The organism is Bacteroides sp. D2 (assembly GCF_025147085.1).
In the GTDB taxonomy this organism is placed as follows: domain Bacteria; phylum Bacteroidota; class Bacteroidia; order Bacteroidales; family Bacteroidaceae; genus Bacteroides.
This window is the reverse complement of the sequence record NZ_CP102261.1, coordinates 260,316-277,897: the sequence shown is the minus strand read 5'-3', so window position 1 is coordinate 277,897 and position 17,582 is coordinate 260,316. Positions and strand designations below refer to the sequence as shown.

At 42.2% G+C, this 17,582-nt stretch carries 11 protein-coding genes; 4 read left to right on the top strand and 7 right to left on the bottom strand.

All coding sequences use genetic code 11. The features are described from left to right. Positions 1-14: 14 nt before the first annotated feature. Positions 15-530 (top strand): GNAT family N-acetyltransferase, encoded by a 516-nt coding sequence (locus tag NQ505_RS01095; RefSeq protein WP_008999053.1) that lies wholly within the window; start codon positions 15-17, stop codon positions 528-530. 522 nt (positions 531-1,052) lie between these two features. Here the strand turns inward: NQ505_RS01095 and NQ505_RS01090 are convergent. The 7 genes from NQ505_RS01090 to NQ505_RS01060 form a co-directional block, all read right to left on the bottom strand. Next, positions 1,053-3,500 (bottom strand): TonB-dependent receptor, encoded by a 2,448-nt coding sequence (locus tag NQ505_RS01090; RefSeq protein ID WP_008999052.1) that lies wholly within the window; start codon positions 3,498-3,500, stop codon positions 1,053-1,055. Positions 3,501-3,590: 90 nt separating this feature from the next. After that, positions 3,591-4,193, bottom strand: coding sequence for a response regulator transcription factor (locus tag NQ505_RS01085; protein WP_008999051.1), 603 nt, complete (start codon positions 4,191-4,193; stop codon positions 3,591-3,593). A 16-nt stretch (positions 4,194-4,209) separates the two neighbouring features. Next, a complete protein-coding gene (locus NQ505_RS01080) occupies positions 4,210-5,862 on the bottom strand; it encodes an NAD(P)/FAD-dependent oxidoreductase (protein WP_008999050.1) in 1,653 nt (550 codons plus the stop codon). A gap of 78 nt (positions 5,863-5,940) precedes the next feature. Further along, positions 5,941-7,023 carry an acyltransferase family protein gene (locus NQ505_RS01075; protein WP_008999049.1) on the bottom strand — a complete coding sequence of 361 codons (1,083 nt, stop codon included), beginning with the start codon at positions 7,021-7,023 and terminating at the stop codon, positions 5,941-5,943. A 625-nt stretch (positions 7,024-7,648) separates the two neighbouring features. Then, positions 7,649-9,016: a DNA repair protein RadA gene (gene radA, locus NQ505_RS01070; RefSeq protein WP_008999048.1), complete on the bottom strand. Its 1,368-nt coding sequence runs from the start codon at positions 9,014-9,016 to the stop codon at positions 7,649-7,651. Positions 9,017-9,027: 11 nt separating this feature from the next. Next, positions 9,028-10,227: an ATP-binding protein gene (locus NQ505_RS01065; protein WP_008999047.1), complete on the bottom strand. Its 1,200-nt coding sequence runs from the start codon at positions 10,225-10,227 to the stop codon at positions 9,028-9,030. A gap of 103 nt (positions 10,228-10,330) precedes the next feature. Beyond that, a complete protein-coding gene (locus NQ505_RS01060; RefSeq protein WP_008999046.1) occupies positions 10,331-11,368 on the bottom strand; it encodes an asparaginase in 1,038 nt (345 codons plus the stop codon). A 401-nt stretch (positions 11,369-11,769) separates the two neighbouring features. Between NQ505_RS01060 and thrA the strand changes: the two genes are divergently transcribed. From thrA to thrC, 3 genes are all read left to right on the top strand, one after another. Beyond that, entirely contained in the window at positions 11,770-14,205 is a 2,436-nt protein-coding gene (gene thrA, locus NQ505_RS01055; RefSeq protein WP_004299126.1) for a bifunctional aspartate kinase/homoserine dehydrogenase I, read from the top strand. 99 nt (positions 14,206-14,304) lie between these two features. Next, the gene (locus NQ505_RS01050) at positions 14,305-15,513 is read left to right on the top strand and encodes a cofactor-independent phosphoglycerate mutase (protein ID WP_008999045.1); all 1,209 of its coding nucleotides are present in this window, start codon (positions 14,305-14,307) and stop codon (positions 15,511-15,513) included. A 13-nt stretch (positions 15,514-15,526) separates the two neighbouring features. Beyond that, on the top strand, positions 15,527-16,828 hold the full coding sequence (gene thrC / locus NQ505_RS01045; protein WP_008999044.1) for a threonine synthase: 1,302 nt from the start codon (positions 15,527-15,529) through the stop codon (positions 16,826-16,828). The last annotated feature ends 754 nt before the right edge of the window (positions 16,829-17,582 follow it).

The following is a 17,582-nucleotide window of genomic DNA, read 5'->3' as shown; positions in this document are numbered from 1 at the left end:
TAACTTTTCAAATGATGGAAATCAGGTCTACCGAAATAAAAGATCTCCCTTTAGTAATGGAGATTTATGACTATGCCCGTGCTTTTATGCGTACTACCGGAAATACGACTCAATGGATTGACGGCTATCCGTCTGAAGCATTGATTCGTCAGGAAATTGAAGAGGGTCATAGCTTTGTCTGTACTGGTGAACAAGGAGAAATCTTTGGAACTTTTTGTTTCATTTTGGGAGAAGATCCTACTTATCTACAAATTTATGAAGGCGCGTGGCTCAATGACGAACCTTATGGAGTGATTCACCGGTTGGCAACGAACGGAAAACAGAAAGGGGTGTCGGGAGCTTGTCTGGACTGGTGTTTCGAACGTTGGCCTAATGTCCGGGTAGATACTCACCGGGATAATAAGGTCATGCAACATATACTGACGAAGTATGGCTTTCAACGTTGCGGCATCATTTATGTAAAGAATGGGACGGAGCGTATCGCTTATCAGATGAAGCGTTTGCCTGATGGAACGGAGAAGCTTGCTTAATCGTGGTGAAGTGTATTAGATGTGGACAAGATAATCTTAGGTATAAACAAACTAATATGAAACTGTAGGTAAAGTAATGCCAGGACACCGATAAAGTTCCGTTAAGGTGCCGGTATAGTTCTACTAAAGTACCGGTATCTTTAGTTCGTCACGGCCGTGGTGACTTCTTTCCACAGCCGTGACAAGATCTCTCCACGGCCGTGAAGAGAAGCTACCACAGCCATGGAGAGTTAAGAATAGCGTAGGTCTAACAGAATAATGCCTATTGGATAGATTAAGCATAACGGCTTTATAATACATACTTCATAGGGGCATACGTCCTTCTATCCCGTATTCTATGTCATCAATCTATAAAGAAACAGGCTGACAATAAAAGTCCGAATCTTTTATTGCCAGCCTGTTTTTGGGTTATTGTCAGCGCTTATTGTCAGCTGCTAATGAACTAAAAATCATTGTCTTATATGTATGAAATCTTTAGCTGACAATAAAAAGACTAAATAATATTCCTATGAGTAATAATGATTAGAAGCGGCATCGAAGATCTACCCCCAATTGCATAGGGCGTCCTTTCTGTATGAAACCTTTGTTCATCGTTTCGAAATAGAAGGCAGCATAGTCTTTATTCAGGAAGTTGCGTGCCCAGAAACTAATCATTGCATCACCGATTTCCAGATTCGTTCTCCAGTTGAGTGTGCCGTAGAAGGATTGGCTGACGTCGTTTTGTTCAGTCCAGTAGATACGTCCGGCAGCGTTATAGTTCGCTTGGAATACAACCCGGTCGAAGATAGAACGTGGGCTGCAGGTGATGGCATATTCTCCACCGATATTTAAGGTATGCTTGGGGACGAAGGGAACATATTTGCCATTGTAATCAGCCTTTACAGAAAGTTGTCCCTCTGTATCTTTTTCGTATTCCACATAGTCTGTAAAGGTAGCATAAGTATATCCATAGCTTGCGTTCAGACTTAGTTCACTAGTCAGACTGGCACGAAGAGAGGCTTCTGCTCCATAGCTATGGCTTTTTCCTGCATTGAGAGTTGTACGCCCTAAACCACTTGCGGCAAACTGGGAGATCTGTTGGTCATGCATATCCATGTAGAAAGCAGAAAGGTCTGCCCAAAGTTTACCTTCCCAAAGAGTCAGGTGAGTGCCTACTTCGTAGTTCCATGAATATTCAGGTTTATAACGAGTAGCTTCTTTGACTTCAGGTACATTTGCTTTTTTTGCATATTTGTCAATCATAGTGGCAGCTGCGGCAAATTCTGTACTTTCTTTTATAGCATCTATCATGGAGTTTTGTAGATTTCCACTGATTAGATCCGAGAACATTTGTACGTTATAACCGCCGGAACGATATCCTTTAGATACGGTTGCATATACATTGTTGCCTTTCTTCCATTCGTATTGTAAAGCAAATTTAGGTAGTAGTTGTACATAGTCATCCGAGATTTTTCCATCATAACCGGCATTGGCAATCAAGTTCTTAGCCTCTAAAGCCATAGGTGGTCTCGGTGGCATTGCTGCCATTTTCATGCTGAAATTGAAATCCGTAGGATCACTGATTGAATTATATTTCATATTCATTTTTTCATAATCTAAGCGCAATCCTACAGTCAGTGATAATCCTTCTACAAAAAGATCATTTAATGTTGATTGATGGAAGATTGCGGCATTCCAAATGGGAGTATCAAAATTACCACCTACTAATATGGTCGGGTTGTTTACTGTTAGATGCAATTCAGGAGCAGTGGGGCCCATGCCTGCAAAAATATTGTTTGCATTTCCTTCAATAACATTTTTCACTCCATCTTTCCAAAACGTCACGGGACCTTTCGTATTCAATGTTTGATATAAACCAAAAATACCCGTTGCCCATTGCCATCTTTTATTGGCTTTTGATTTCAATACGATTTCTTCGGAAATTGTATTTGACTTTTGTTTTTGTTCCAGCGTATAGATCGCCTTTTCTGTAAAATCCTGATCAAGGAACATTCGGTCATTCAGATTTTGATAGCCTGTGACGGCACTAAGAATGAAGTTCTGGGCCTGGTATTCCAAATTGACTCCTGCATTCATTAATCCACGGCGATAGCTACTACGTTCGTTATATGAAATCTTTCCGATATAATCTGCCCGGTCTTCAGTCAGTTCTTTACCTTTGCTTTTAGCTTCTGCTATGCCGTTTTGAGTAATTCCGGTATAATAATAGGGATAACCGCCCTGATCGTTGTATTCATAACTAAGGGTCATATCTATTTTCAGATTGGATGTCGGCATATAGATACCACGGAAACGTCCACCACCGGCATTACTTTTATCTATCTTTTCATTGTTTCGTGCAGAATTCTCAAAGAAGCCGCCCGTATGTTCATAAAAGCCACCCGTAGAGAAAGCAAAGCGGTCGGATATACGGTGATAATGGGTGAGCGAAACATTATAATTGTTGTAGGTCGCTGCTCCCATTCGCATATCGGTTCCCTGATAAGTGAAAGGAGATTTAGTATGTACCTTGATAAGTCCGCCCATTGTATTACGTCCGTACAGGGTTCCTTGAGGGCCACGAAGTACGTCGATACGTTCAATATCGCAATAGTTGAAGTCGAAAGCTGATTTGTCGATATAAGGGATGTTGTCTACATAAAGCCCTACGGACGGAGTGTTGATACGTGAGCCGATTCCGCGGATATAAATGGAAGTGGTCAGTTTGGAACCATAATCGGGGATAAACAGATTAGGGACGATGCCTGTCAGGTTTTTCACAGAGTTCACCTGATTGGCACGCATATTATCTTGTGATAAAACAGTGGCTGCCACCGGTAATTCACGCAACTTACGATTCTCTTTCGGAGTGGCAATCACTACCACTTCTTCGATGTCTACTATTTTTAGTGAGTCTTTCGGGAAATCTTCTGCCCATGCTGTACCTGTCGTCAGGAGCGTAAGGGCAATCATAAAATTCTTTCTCTTCATCTGCTGTTAATTTATCTGGTGCAAAGTAACGGCAAATATAGATGACGGTCAATCCTCATTTATTAGGATTATGACTTATTTTTTAAGAGGTCAGATTCGGTCAGCTTCGATATATCCGTTCATTACAGCATAAATAGTCAGCCCGGAGACGGACTTAATGCCTAATTTCTCCATGATATTTTTTCGGTGAGTGATAACGGTAGTCAGGCTGATATTCAGTTTATCTGCTATTTCTTTGTTGATTAATCCTTTGGTTATCAGTACGAGCACTTCTATTTCACGGGCGGATAGAATTTCCTGATGAGGCTGCATCGGAGGCATGGGTGGCATATCTTTTACCGGATAACCGTCATGGTGAGCATGTTGGTGAAGTTTCAATATGTTTTTCACCAGCTCTTCTTCGGATTCGTGAATGTTGAGTACAGGTACGCCGGACAGTTGGAATTGCGGACTGTCGCTTGCCAATACAATCGTTTTTCGTTTCCGGGGGAGAAAGAAAGCATTGTGCTCCACGTAAATCTGTGCGGAAATGAAATAGTGGGCATACATATCGGGAGTATCGTCCATCAGTTCGCTGAAGTGATGAAAAGTCCGTATGGTTGCCATAGGAATCATTTCCTCCAGGATTCCTTTCAGACCGAGACAGGTCAATGTATTGGCTTCTACGATTGCTATTTCGGGTTGATAATTCATTTTAGTGTAAGTTTAATTAATGATTGAAATAGTTGGCTGCTGCTTCTGCACATCGTTCGCCGTCCACCCCGGCAGACACAATTCCTCCGGCATAGCCTGCGCCTTCTCCGCAAGGAAATAATCCGCGAACGGTGACATGTTGTAGAGTATCCTTATCGCGTATGATACGAACGGGGGAAGAAGTTCGTGTTTCCACACCAATCATTACTGCCTCATTTGTCAGGAATCCGTGACTGCTTCGTCCGAATTGTTGGAAACCAAGAGATAGCCTTTTGCTAATAAATGATGGCATCCAGAAATGAAGTGGAGACGAAATCAATCCCGGACTATAGGATGACTCGGGCAGATCGTAACTCAATTTCTTGCGGGTAAAATCCAGCATGCGTTGTGCCGGAGCAGTCTGTCGTCTGCCTCCCTGCAACCAGCATTGACGTTCCAATTCCTCTTGAAAGTGAAGAACAGATAGTAACTGTGAATTAATCTCTGAAAGTTGTGAACTTTTCAAATTCGGGTTTAGTGCCATCAGCTGTTCATCTTGTTGCGCAGCCAATTCTTTATTCCTCATTTTTAATTCTTCATTTCCCAAATCTTCCGGTTGAATTTCCACTACCATTCCCGAATTACTCCACCGTGACCCACGGTTGGCAGGAGACATGCCGTTTACTACCACTTGTTCCGGTCCGCTGGCGGCAGGAACGATGAAACCTCCGGGACACATACAGAAACTATATACTCCTCTGCCTTCTGCCTGTGTTACAAAGCTGTATTCAGCAGCGGGCAGGTATTTGCCCCGTCCATTCTTATTATGGTATTGTATTTGATCGATCAAGATTGCCGGATGCTCCAAACGGACACCGACTGCAATGCCTTTCGCTTCAATCGCCACATGATTCGCAGCCAGCCAACGATATACATCTCTCGCCGAATGTCCGGTTGCCAGTATCACGGGTCCGAGAAAAGTCTTTCTTGTATTTGTTTCGATACCTTTGACTTCATCGTTCTCAATAATCAATGCATCCATTCGTGTCTGGAAATGTACTTCTCCGCCACATTCGATAATGGTGTTCCGCATATTTTCAATGACACGTGGCAATTTGTCTGTTCCGATATGCGGATGCGCATCCACCAATATCGAAGTCGAAGCTCCATGCTGGCAAAATACGTTCAGAATCTTATCTACATTCCCTCTCTTCTTGCTCCGGGTATAGAGTTTCCCATCCGAATAAGCTCCTGCACCCCCTTCGCCAAAACTGTAATTCGATTCCGGGTCAACCGTGTGTTCCCTGCTGATCTGTGCTAAATCTTTTTTTCGCTCGCGCACATCTTTTCCGCGTTCGATAACAACGGGACGTAACCCCAGTTCGATGAGACGCAGGGCTGCAAATAGTCCGCCAGGACCTGCACCCACGACAATCACTTGCGGTTTTCCCTCTACCTTATTATATATAGTATGTTCGTATTCGTCATCCTTAGGCATCTCACGAATGTATACCCGTACCTTCAGATTGACGAAGATAGTCCGCTGACGTGCGTCGATGCTTCGTTTCAAGATTCGGGTAGCAGTGATGTCACGCAGGTTCAAACCTTTTTCTTTAGAAAGATATTCTTTCAATCGCTGTTCGTTTGCTGCGATTTCGGGAAGGATGCGGAGTTGGTATTCTTGTATCATCGATTTAGAATTTGCTACAAAGGTATCAAAAAAAATCAAGTGTTATAGCCATACAACACTTGATTTCAAACTATATCTTTAGCGTCCCCCTGTCACAACACTTAAGAAACGGGGAAGCCATTTCTTCAATAGACTGTAAATTCCCAAACTTGTAAGAATGATAAATCCTGCACTCAAAAAGTAAATACTCAAAAATATCATATCGTTTGAAACGGGAAGGTATTTAAGGGTATATTTTAAGATAACTCCTAATGGTATACCATGAAAGGCATAAATGAAAAAAGCGCCACCTACAAGGAAAGTATTTGCAGTCCACATTCTTCGTTCTATAAAGTGGGCTGATAGAGAAATGGCAAGAACAATACCTGTAAGAATACTCAATGAATGGATAAAGTTTATCCATGGTTGTTCCCTAAAATATATGCATACAAGCGCCAATAGAGAATAAAACATTGCTGAAGGAAATAGGCAAGGCTTTAGCAATGCAACAAAGTTACAGTTTTGAACACTGAAATAAGCTCCTGCAGAGAAGAAAAAAAAGGCTGCTATACTAAATCCGGGAAGAGAGAACCACCAATTAAAGTACCACAATACTCCTAATACAAAGACACTAAACCAACGGAAGTATTTCACAAGTATATATATCAACGGGGAAAAAAGTATCATAACTATTAAATCGCGTAAAAACCAGAATTGATAACAAATAGGACATCCTCCATTTATGCTCCAAAAAGCATCTAACCAATCAGTCAATGAATACATATCCATTAACTGATTGGTACTTGACGAAAGTCCCGGAATCGTTTGTATGAGAATGGAATATGAAATAATCATTAGGTTCCAAAATAAGTAGGGGAGCAAGATAGAGCGTCCACGATTCTTTAATTTATGTCTATATACTGATAGTGAGAATTCCTTCGATCGGTAAAAGAATAAAAAGCCGGAAATGAAAAAGAACAGTGGAACGGCAATACGGCCAATTAGTTCTGAAAAAAAATAAGATGTTGTATCATATATCGGGCATGAGTATTCATGCAATATATTAACATTAACACCATTCATAATTACATTGGAAAAATGTGCATGAATTAGCACTACTCCTACAATTAGTGGAAAGCGGAGGAAATCGATGCTTTTTGATTGAAGCTCTTCGTCTGTCATTGTTTAATAAGTTTTAATTTGTTATGGAAAAAGTGCGCTCCACTTTGTATCTTTTCTCTGGAGGGAAGTATACAAAGCGAAACGCACCCAGTTCGTAACAAAATAAAACGGGATGCATTCACCTATACCTTTCTCTGGGCTTTAGAATAAATTGGTCGTTTTTCTATCGGAGAAATGTTGTGAAGCAATATTCTATTATAAGAAGATTGAAAATTTATACCATAGGCTATGCAATTTTAAGGGGGTGTATTCGGGCATAAAAAAGGTGTGACCTCGTATTTATTCAGAATGTAGAAGGTACGACCAAGCACCCAGCCCGAACCAAATAAACCGTAGGAACACACCCCGTTGAAGGTGTATTCACCAAGTTTATTTCTTTCGAGCTTTTTATTTGGTCGTTTTACTACACAAGAAATAATAGCAAATACTAATATGTCAGAATTAAAGCTTACTGTTTTTTGTTTCTCGTTTTAATTATAATTGTGCAAATATACAATTTTATTTCTTTTTATCTATTGCGTTGATGCTATAAAATAGGTGTTGTTAAAAAGATTGAGATATTCTATTAATATTATATATGTGAAAATATTTTGGCTTATAAGTAGCAGAGATAGAAATTTATTGCTTATCCGAATAAAGCCCTGAACGCCTCTTCTACTTTTCTCACCGGTACTAATTCTATCTTCAGTTTTTGGGTATCGATCCCTTGCAAGTTATATTTAGGCAGCAAGAAACGTTTGAAACCTAACTTTTCAGCTTCACCGATACGCTGTTCAATTCGATTCACAGGACGTATCTCTCCCGACAGACCGATTTCTCCCGCCATGCAAACTTCCGGTTCAATGGCTGCATCCATATTGGAAGAAAGGATCGCACTGATAACCGGCAGATCGATAGCCGGATCATTCACTTTCAATCCTCCGGCAATATTCAGGAACACATCTTTCTGTGCCAGCTTAAATCCGACACGCTTTTCGAGAACAGCCAGCAGCATATTCATTCTTCTTAAATCGAAACCGGTTGCCGAACGTTGAGGATTTCCATAAACAGCAGAACTGACCAAAGCCTGTGTCTCGATCAAGAACGGGCGGATCCCTTCGATAGCGGAAGCAATAGCCACTCCACTCATTCCCTCATGATCCTGACTAAGCAAAAGCTCGGAAGGATTATTCACCTGGCGCAACCCATCCTGACGCATTTCATAAATCCCTAATTCTGCCGTACTGCCGAAACGATTCTTGATACTGCGCAGAATACGATACATATAATGCTGATCGCCTTCAAATTGAAGGACGGTATCTACGATATGTTCCAATACTTTAGGTCCTGCAATACTTCCTTCTTTATTAATATGACCGATCAGCAACACAGGGGTATGCGTTTCTTTCGCGAAACGAAGAATAGATGCCGAACACTCTCTGACTTGCGCAATACTTCCGGGAGATGATTCGATACTCTCGGTGGAAATAGTCTGTATAGAGTCAATAATCACTAAATCGGGATTCGTATTCTTGATATGCACATAAATTTGTTCGAGCGAAGTCTCACAAACAATCAGGCAATCGCTGGAAGTATCAGAGAGACGGTCGGCACGGAGTTTAAGCTGTCGTGCACTTTCTTCACCGGACACATAAAGGATTTTCTTTTCCGGCATGTGCAGTACGGTCTGCATGACGAGCGTGGATTTACCGATTCCCGGCTCACCGCCTATCAGGACAAGAGAACCTTGTACAAGTCCGCCACCCAATACGCGATTCAATTCATCGTCGTGCATATTAATGCGTGGCTCGTCGTCCGCTTCAATATCGCTAAGTGCCAGTGGTTTGGGTTTCTGTGTTTCAATGCCCGACACCGGACGGCGGTTGGTAGGTTCTTTCCGTACAATTTCTTCAACATACGTATTCCATTCTCCACACGACGGACATTTACCCACCCATTTCGGTGAATCCTGTCCGCAATTACTGCATACATATACGGTTTTCTCTTTTGCCATATTCTCTTTCTTTAATATAAAAATCCGAATGCCCAGAGTGGAATCTTATTTCCGGCCGAATATTCAATATCATCTGCGGCAATAAATGCCTGTTTAGTGTTAGCTATCTGTTTCCCGTCTTTGCTTTTCCCGCCAACTTCTATCGTATATTTACTGTCTATCGTATAGTCTGCGCTACGCGTGCAATATTCCACACGATGTTGATAGGCGAGTTGGTTTACCATGAACACCTCTCTCAATGTTCCTTTGTTTACATCTTTAAAGGTCAATGCATAAAGCAGGTTAGTATTTTCCATATAAATCTTATCCGGTTTTTGTAACTTTTTGATAGAGTCATTATCCGAATAAAGAAGGTGGATTAATTTAGCTCTGTCCAGATACTGTAAATAGGCCAAAATAGTAGTACGTGAAAGTTCTGCCATAGCAGAGAGTTTAGTGATGTCCACCATAAAAGGCACTTCGGAGGAGAGGATTCCCAGCAGACTTTTTAGTTTTCGCACGTTACTGATGTCCACTCCGCATTGCTGGGGAAGTTCGATTTCGAGTATCAGGTTGGCTATATTTTCGATACGTGTGTAGTATTCCGCATTTCCTTCCAAATAGAAAGGATAGTATCCATGTTTCAAATAGTCTTCAAAATAGGCGAGGGGACGGCATTGGGAATTCACTTCATTACAAATTCCATCACTATTGTCCAATATCTCTTCCAGCGTGTAAGGGCGGATGTCAATCTGATGGTATAAATTCAGATATTCACGGTAGGATAGCCCTTGCATATTATATGATATGCATCGACGAGACAAGTCGGCCTCCGCATTCAGCAGTTGGAGTAAGGATGACCCGGTGAATACTATTTTCAGTTCAGGAAACTCATCATATATATTTTTAATTTCCTTGCTCCATGACGGATATTTGTGCACTTCATCCAAGAACAGGCATTTACCTCCTTTCAGGTAAAACTGTTCGGCGAGTTCGCTAAGAGAATGCTGTGTGAAATACAGACTATCTAAACTTGTATATAAGGCACTTTGGCTATCATTGGCATAATGAAGTTTTAAGTATTGAAGCATTAAAGTTGTTTTCCCAACTCCGCGAGCTCCTCGGATAGCAATCAGACGGTTATCCCAATTGATTGTATTCATCAGGCTTCTGATATAGGTCGTGGAAGTAGCTGTTAATAACCTTTTGTATCTTCTGATTAGTGTATCCATATCTTTATTTGTTTTCTATGGAATACAAAAATAGGCATAATTTGTTCAACGCGCAAAACAAATTCAGATAAAATCTGTTCAATGCGTAAAACAAACAGGGAATTTACAGAGTTATCTCTCCTGCCATCGAACGGTTCATCCGGTCGCGCACCTCGTCCGCTGTATATCCATGTCCCAGTAAGAACATTAATTTCGTCACAGCAGATTCCGTCGTACTGTCATATCCGGAGACAACACCTGCCTGCAACAACTGGTAGCCCGTTTCATAACGTTCCATCTCTACCATTCCTGCGCTGCATTGCGTCACGTTGACAATCACAATGCCACGTTCGCTGGCCTGACAAAGTCGGCGTATAAACCATTCCTTCCGGGGAGCATTTCCCGAACCGTATGTTTCGAGCACGACAGCCTTCAATCCGTCAATCCCCAGAATGGCGGCAATCACATTTTCCTGGATGCCCGGGAAGAGTTTCAGTACCACTACATTGGTATCTAGCAGATAATGAGGCTTCAATTCCCGCTCTTCACCATTTACGTGAATCTGCACATTATTATATTTGATATGGATTCCGGCTTCCGCCAATACCGGGTAATTGAAAGAACGGAACGCGTTGAAGTTTTCCGCATTCATCTTGGTCGTGCGGTTTCCCCGCATCAGATGGTTTTCAAAGAAGATGCACACTTCCGGTACGAGCGCCCTCCCTTCCTTGTTTTGTGCGACAGCAATCTCGATGCTGGTCATCAGATTTTCCTTTCCGTCCGTGCGGAGTACGCCGATGGGAAGCTGTGAGCCTGTGAGAATAACGGGTTTGTCCAGTCCTTCCAGCATAAAACTTAGTGCGGAAGCGGTATAAGCCATCGTGTCCGTTCCGTGCAGGATGACGAAGCCGTGGTAACGATTGTAGTTGTCATGAATAATGCGTACCAGCTTCCGCCACATGTCCGGTTCCATGTCCGACGAATCCATCGGAGGATCAAACTGATAGGTGTCAATTGGAAAATTGAACTTTTGCAGTTCGGGGATATACTTTTGCAGTTGCTCGAAGTTAAAGTTCTCCAGAGCACCTGTCGCGGCATTCTCAATCATACCAATTGTTCCACCGGTGTATATTAACAATACGGAAGTATTTAATGGGCTCATAAACTGATTTTGTGCGATTGTTTTCGCAAATATAATAATAGATTTGGTAAATAAGTAACAAAATGTCATAAAAGTGAAGGCGGATGACCGGATAAAGAGAAGGCGGAAGATTCTTTTTATCAGAAAAAAACCGAAAAAAGTGATAGATTGAACGTTTTTATTATTACTTTTGCGACACTTATCAAAAACAAGAGTAGAAACAAGGACTATGATGAAGTACTATCCACATACAGTCACATCCATGTGTACCATGACCCTTAGGGGTTAATGGATAGTTTTTGTGTATCTACGTGATTCACGCTTGTATAAGCAGGCAAAATTCAAATTCAATTTTATTCGTAAACAACCAATCGTTCTGTAAAAAGCAAACTGCAGGACATTGCATTTAAATAAGTATCTTCATGAAAGTAATGAAATTCGGCGGAACATCCGTAGGTTCCGTGAACAGCATTTTAAGCGTAAAGAGAATTGTAGAGTCGGCAAATGAGCCGGTAATTGTAGTTGTTTCCGCATTGGGAGGCATCACTGACAAATTGATAAATACATCGAAGATGGCGGCAGTGGGAGATTCAGCCTATGAGGGTGAGTTTCGCGAAATCGTTTACCGTCATGTGGAGATGATTAAGGAGGTGATTCCTGCCGGAGAAAAGCAAGTATCGTTGCAACGTCAGATTGGCGAACTACTGAACGAATTGAAGGATATCTTTCAGGGAATTTACCTGATTAAAGACCTTTCCCCGAAGACTTCGGATACAATCGTCAGCTATGGTGAACGCCTTTCATCGATCATCGTCACCGCACTGATTGAGGGAGCAAAATGGTTCGATTCGCGCACTTTTATCAAGACGGAAAGAAAGCATAGTAAGCACACGCTGGATACAGAATTGACTAATAAACTGGTGAAAGAGGCTTTCCAGTCTATTCCTAAAGTAGCGCTGGTGCCGGGATTCATCTCTTCAGATAAAACAACAGGGGATGTAACGAACCTCGGACGCGGTGGCTCGGACTATACGGCTGCCATTATTGCTGCGGCGCTGGATGCGGCAAGTCTGGAAATCTGGACGGACGTAGACGGATTTATGACGGCTGATCCGCGTGTTATTTCAACGGCTTATACGATTACGGAATTGAGTTACGTAGAAGCGACCGAACTTTGTAACTTCGGCGCAAAGGTGGTTTATCCGCCGACTATCTATCCCGTATGTCACAAGAATATTCCTATTATAATAAAGAATACATTCAACCCGGATGGAGTGGGAACGGTTATCAAACAAGAAGTTTCCAACCCGCAGAGCAAGGCTATCAAGGGGATTTCCTCCATCAACGACACAAGTCTGATTACTGTTCAGGGTCTTGGTATGGTAGGTGTGATCGGTGTAAACTACCGCATTTTTAAAGCATTGGCAAAGAATGGAATCAGCGTGTTCCTCGTCTCACAGGCTTCATCGGAAAACAGTACTTCTATCGGTGTGCGTAATGCCGATGCCGACCTGGCTTGTGAAGTGCTGAACGAGGAATTTGCGAAAGAGATAGAGATGGGCGAGATTTCTCCGATTCTGGCAGAAAGAAATCTGGCAACAGTTGCTATTGTAGGTGAGAATATGAAACACACACCGGGTATTGCAGGTAAACTTTTCGGTACACTGGGACGTAATGGCATCAACGTAATTGCTTGTGCACAGGGAGCTTCGGAAACCAATATCTCTTTTGTGGTCGATTCCAAATCCTTGCGTAAATCATTGAATGTTATTCACGACTCTTTCTTCCTCTCCGAATATCAAGTATTGAACCTCTTTATTTGTGGTGTCGGTACGGTAGGGGGTAGTCTGGTAGAACAGATTCGTTGCCAGCAACAAAAGCTGATGATGGAAAACGGACTGAAACTTCATGTAGTAGGCATCATTGATGCAGCCAAGGCAATGTTCAGCCGTGAAGGTTTCGATCTCGCCAACTTCCGGGAAGAACTGCTGGAAAAGGGCAAGGACAGCAGCTTGCAAACCATCCGCGACGAGATTATCGGAATGAATATCTTTAATTCTGTATTTGTAGACTGTACGGCCAGCGCTGACATCGCATCGCTTTACAAAGATTTCCTGCAACACAATATCTCTGTGGTAGCAGCCAATAAGATTGCGGCTTCTTCCGCTTATGAAAACTATCGTGAACTGAAAACGATTGCCCGCCAACGGGGTGTGAAGTATCTGTTCGAAACAAACGTAGGTGCAGGTCTTCCGATCATCAATACAATTAATGACCTGATTCATAGCGGTGACAAGATTCTGAAGATTGAAGCGGTGCTTTCTGGTACACTGAACTATATATTTAATAAAATCAGCGCCGATATTCCTTTCAGCCGTACCATCAAAATGGCACAGGAAGAACGCTACTCTGAACCGGACCCACGTATTGACTTGAGTGGAAAAGATGTGATCCGTAAACTGGTGATTCTGGCACGTGAAGCCGGATACCGTCTGGAACAGGAAGATGTTGAAAAGAACCTCTTTGTTCCGAATGACTTCTTCGAAGGTTCTCTGGAAGATTTCTGGAAACGTGTTCCAAGTCTCGACGCAGACTTTGAAGCCCGTCGCCAGGTATTGGAAAAAGAAAACAAGCACTGGCGCTTCGTCGCCAAACTGGAGAATGGAAAAGCCTCCGTCGGCCTGCAGGAAGTAGGAGCCAACCATCCGTTCTACGGACTGGAGGGCAGCAACAATATTATCCTGCTCACTACGGAACGCTATAAAGAATATCCGATGATGATTCAAGGATACGGTGCCGGTGCCGGCGTAACGGCTGCCGGAGTATTTGCCGACATCATGAGTATCGCAAACGTTTAATAAATTAAAAATTGAGAATTAAAAATTGAGAAATACCATTCGGAAACGGATCTAAGGCTTTCTTTCATTTTTTAATTCTCAATTCTCAATTTTCAATTTATGAAGCATATTATCATATTGGGAGACGGAATGGCCGATTGGCCAGTGAAGTCATTAGGGGACAAGACGCTCCTGCAATATGCAAAGACGCCTTATATGGATAAGCTAGCTCGCATGGGACGTAACGGCCGCCTGATTACTGTGGCGGAAGGTTTCCATCCGGGTAGTGAAGTTGCCAATATGTCCGTGTTGGGATATAATTTGCCAAAGGTATATGAAGGTCGCGGACCGCTGGAAGCTGCCAGTATTGGTGTGGATCTGAAACCGGGTGAGATGGCAATGCGCTGTAATTTGATTTGTGTGGAAGGAGAAATTCTGAAGAATCACTCCTCCGGACATATATCTACGGAAGAAGCAGATGTATTGATTCAATATCTGCAAGAAAAACTGGGCAATGACCGCGTACGCTTTCATACGGGAGTTCAGTATCGCCATCTATTGGTTATCAAGGGAGGTAATAAAGAACTGGATTGTACACCTCCGCATGATGTACCTTTGAAACCTTTCCGTCCATTGATGGTGAAACCATTGGTTCCGGAAGCGCAAGAAACGGCAGATCTGATTAACGATCTGATTCTGAAATCACAGGAATTGCTGAAAGATCATCCATTAAATCTGAAACGTATGGCAGAAGGTAAAGATCCTGCGAACAGTATTTGGCCCTGGAGTCCCGGTTACCGTCCGCAGATGCCTACTTTCTCCGAGACTTTCCCACAGGTAAAGAAAGGAGCAGTCATCTCGGCTGTCGATCTGATAAACGGAATCGGTTACTATGCTGATTTACGTCGCATCGCAGTAGAGGGAGCAACCGGACTTTATAATACGAACTATGAAAACAAAGTGGCCGCTGCCTTGGAAGCATTGAAGACGGATGATTTTGTTTATCTGCATATCGAAGCCAGTGATGAGGCCGGACATGAAGGAGACATCGACTTGAAACTTCTCACTATCGAGAATCTTGATAAACGTGCCGTAGGTCCTATTTATGAAGCAGTGAAAGATTGGGACGAACCAGTAGCCATTGCTGTATTGCCCGATCATCCTACTCCCTGTGAGCTTCGTACTCATACATCTGATCCCATTCCGTTTCTTATCTGGTATCCGGGTATCGAGCCGGACGAAGTGCAGACGTATGATGAAATAGCTGCTTGCAACGGTAGTTACGGACTTCTGAAAGAAGACGAGTTTATAAAAGAATTCATGAAATAAGTCACCACAGATTATGAAATATTATAGTACGAATAAACAAGCACCTGTTGCCTCACTGCAAGAAGCGGTGGTAAAAGGGCTTGCTGCCGACAAAGGGCTGTTTATGCCTATGTCTATCAAACCTCTTCCACAGGACTTTTACGATACGATTGATAGTTTATCCTTTCAGGAAATTGCTTATCGCGTAGCCGATGCTTTCTTCGGTGAGGATATTCCTGCCGATACGCTGAAACAGATTGTATATGATACATTAAGTTTCGATGTACCTTTGGTTAAGGTTGCAGATAACATCTATTCGCTCGAACTTTTCCACGGACCGACATTGGCCTTCAAAGATGTAGGCGGTCGTTTCATGGCGCGCCTGCTGGGATACTTTATTAAGAAGGAAGGACAGAAGAATGTAAATGTACTGGTAGCCACTTCCGGTGATACGGGAAGTGCCGTGGCTAACGGCTTTCTGGGTGTGGACGGTATTCATGTATATGTGCTCTATCCGAAAGGAAAAGTCAGCGAAATACAGGAAAAACAATTCACTACACTGGGGCAGAACATCACTGCGCTCGAAGTGGACGGAACGTTTGATGATTGCCAGGCATTGGTAAAAGCTGCTTTTATGGATAAGGAGTTGAATGAACATCTGTCATTGACTTCTGCCAATTCCATCAATGTAGCCCGTTTCCTGCCACAAGCATTTTATTATTTCTATGCTTATGCACAATTGAAACGTGCCGGAAAAGCTGATAATGTTGTAATCTGTGTACCTAGCGGAAACTTCGGAAATATCACCGCAGGATTGTTCGGAAAGAAAATGGGATTGCCTGTGAAGCGTTTCATTGCTGCCAACAACCGCAACGATATTTTCTATCAATACCTGCAAACTGGCAAATACAATCCCCGTCCGTCTATTGCAACAATCGCTAACGCTATGGACGTGGGAGATCCTAGTAACTTTGCCCGTGTGCTTGATTTGTATAATGGTTCGCATGCTGCTATCTCTGTCGAAATTTCAGGAACAACTTATACCGACGAGCAGATCCGTGAAACGGTGAAAGAAACTTGGAAAGAACATCATTATCTCCTTGATCCTCACGGAGCTTGCGGATACCGCGCATTGGTAGAAGGCTTGAAAGAGGGTGAAGCAGGTGTGTTCCTTGAAACGGCTCATCCGGCTAAATTCCTTGAAACAGTGGAAAGCATTATCGGTGAATCAGTAGAGATACCTGCCAAGTTGCAGGAATTTATGAAAGGCGAGAAGAAGAGTTTGCAAATGACGAAAGACTTTGCTGATTTCAAGAGCTATCTCCTTTCATTGTAGTATTCACTTTTTATCACTTCAGAAGAGGTCTTGGATTGAATTTTCGGTTTTATCTATTGTTCTAAGCGTAGTGAGAAGTCTCTTTTCACAGTGTATAGCTACATTATACAAGGGAGAGGAGAATCCTCATTTCGTTTAAAATGATAGATACCTCATTTTATTCTCATTTAGCTGCTTTTCGTACGATTTTGAGCTAAATTCATAGTTACAAGGACTAATCTAACGCAATACAGTTTTTAGTAATTCTTCTTAGAACTATTATTTTCTTCGTTTCCTAATGGGTTTTCGTTCCATTTAAGTGGAGCGATAGTTCAACTTAAGTGGTTCTATCGTTCGACTTAAGTAGAACGAAAACTGAAGTGCAGATCTAATTATTATTTATAAAAGCCAGGAAACTAAATACAGTATTAAGACAGGTTATCTCTTACTGACTATTGGAAGCTACTGTTTAGTTCATTTCCGCACCGTAATGAATAAAGGTATTTTCGATTCAATTGTATAAGTATCACCCTATTCAGAGTGAGAGTATATTGATGTGTTAAATAGGATCGAGTTTTGAACTTTTATTTTCATATTATGTATTTCTTATAAATGTTGTTCTTGATAGGTGAGAAAACGGGAATTATTGGAAATGAGATATGGAGAATTGCTAAAAAGTGTGTATCTTTGCAAGCATCGTTGAAGGGAAGTGTCCCTGAACATTTTTTATAGTGATATTGTAAGAAGCGTTGTGCTTCATTCTTGTTAACGAAAA

What these genes read in the sequence shown, in the direction of transcription:
- radA (WP_008999048.1), bottom strand. Translation starts at nt 9,016, where the DNA reads ATGGCAAAAGAGAAAACCGTATATGTATGCAGTAATTGCGGACAGGAT.
- thrC (WP_008999044.1), top strand. Translation starts at nt 15,527, where the DNA reads ATGAAATATTATAGTACGAATAAACAAGCACCTGTTGCCTCACTGCAA.
- NQ505_RS01060 (WP_008999046.1), bottom strand. Translation starts at nt 11,368, where the DNA reads ATGAGCCCATTAAATACTTCCGTATTGTTAATATACACCGGTGGAACA.
- NQ505_RS01065 (WP_008999047.1), bottom strand. Translation starts at nt 10,227, where the DNA reads ATGGATACACTAATCAGAAGATACAAAAGGTTATTAACAGCTACTTCC.
- NQ505_RS01090 (WP_008999052.1), bottom strand. Translation starts at nt 3,500, where the DNA reads ATGAAGAGAAAGAATTTTATGATTGCCCTTACGCTCCTGACGACAGGT.
- NQ505_RS01075 (WP_008999049.1), bottom strand. Translation starts at nt 7,023, where the DNA reads ATGACAGACGAAGAGCTTCAATCAAAAAGCATCGATTTCCTCCGCTTT.
- NQ505_RS01080 (WP_008999050.1), bottom strand. Translation starts at nt 5,862, where the DNA reads ATGATACAAGAATACCAACTCCGCATCCTTCCCGAAATCGCAGCAAAC.
- NQ505_RS01095 (WP_008999053.1), top strand. Translation starts at nt 15, where the DNA reads ATGGAAATCAGGTCTACCGAAATAAAAGATCTCCCTTTAGTAATGGAG.
- NQ505_RS01085 (WP_008999051.1), bottom strand. Translation starts at nt 4,193, where the DNA reads ATGAATTATCAACCCGAAATAGCAATCGTAGAAGCCAATACATTGACC.
- thrA (WP_004299126.1), top strand. Translation starts at nt 11,770, where the DNA reads ATGAAAGTAATGAAATTCGGCGGAACATCCGTAGGTTCCGTGAACAGC.
- NQ505_RS01050 (WP_008999045.1), top strand. Translation starts at nt 14,305, where the DNA reads ATGAAGCATATTATCATATTGGGAGACGGAATGGCCGATTGGCCAGTG.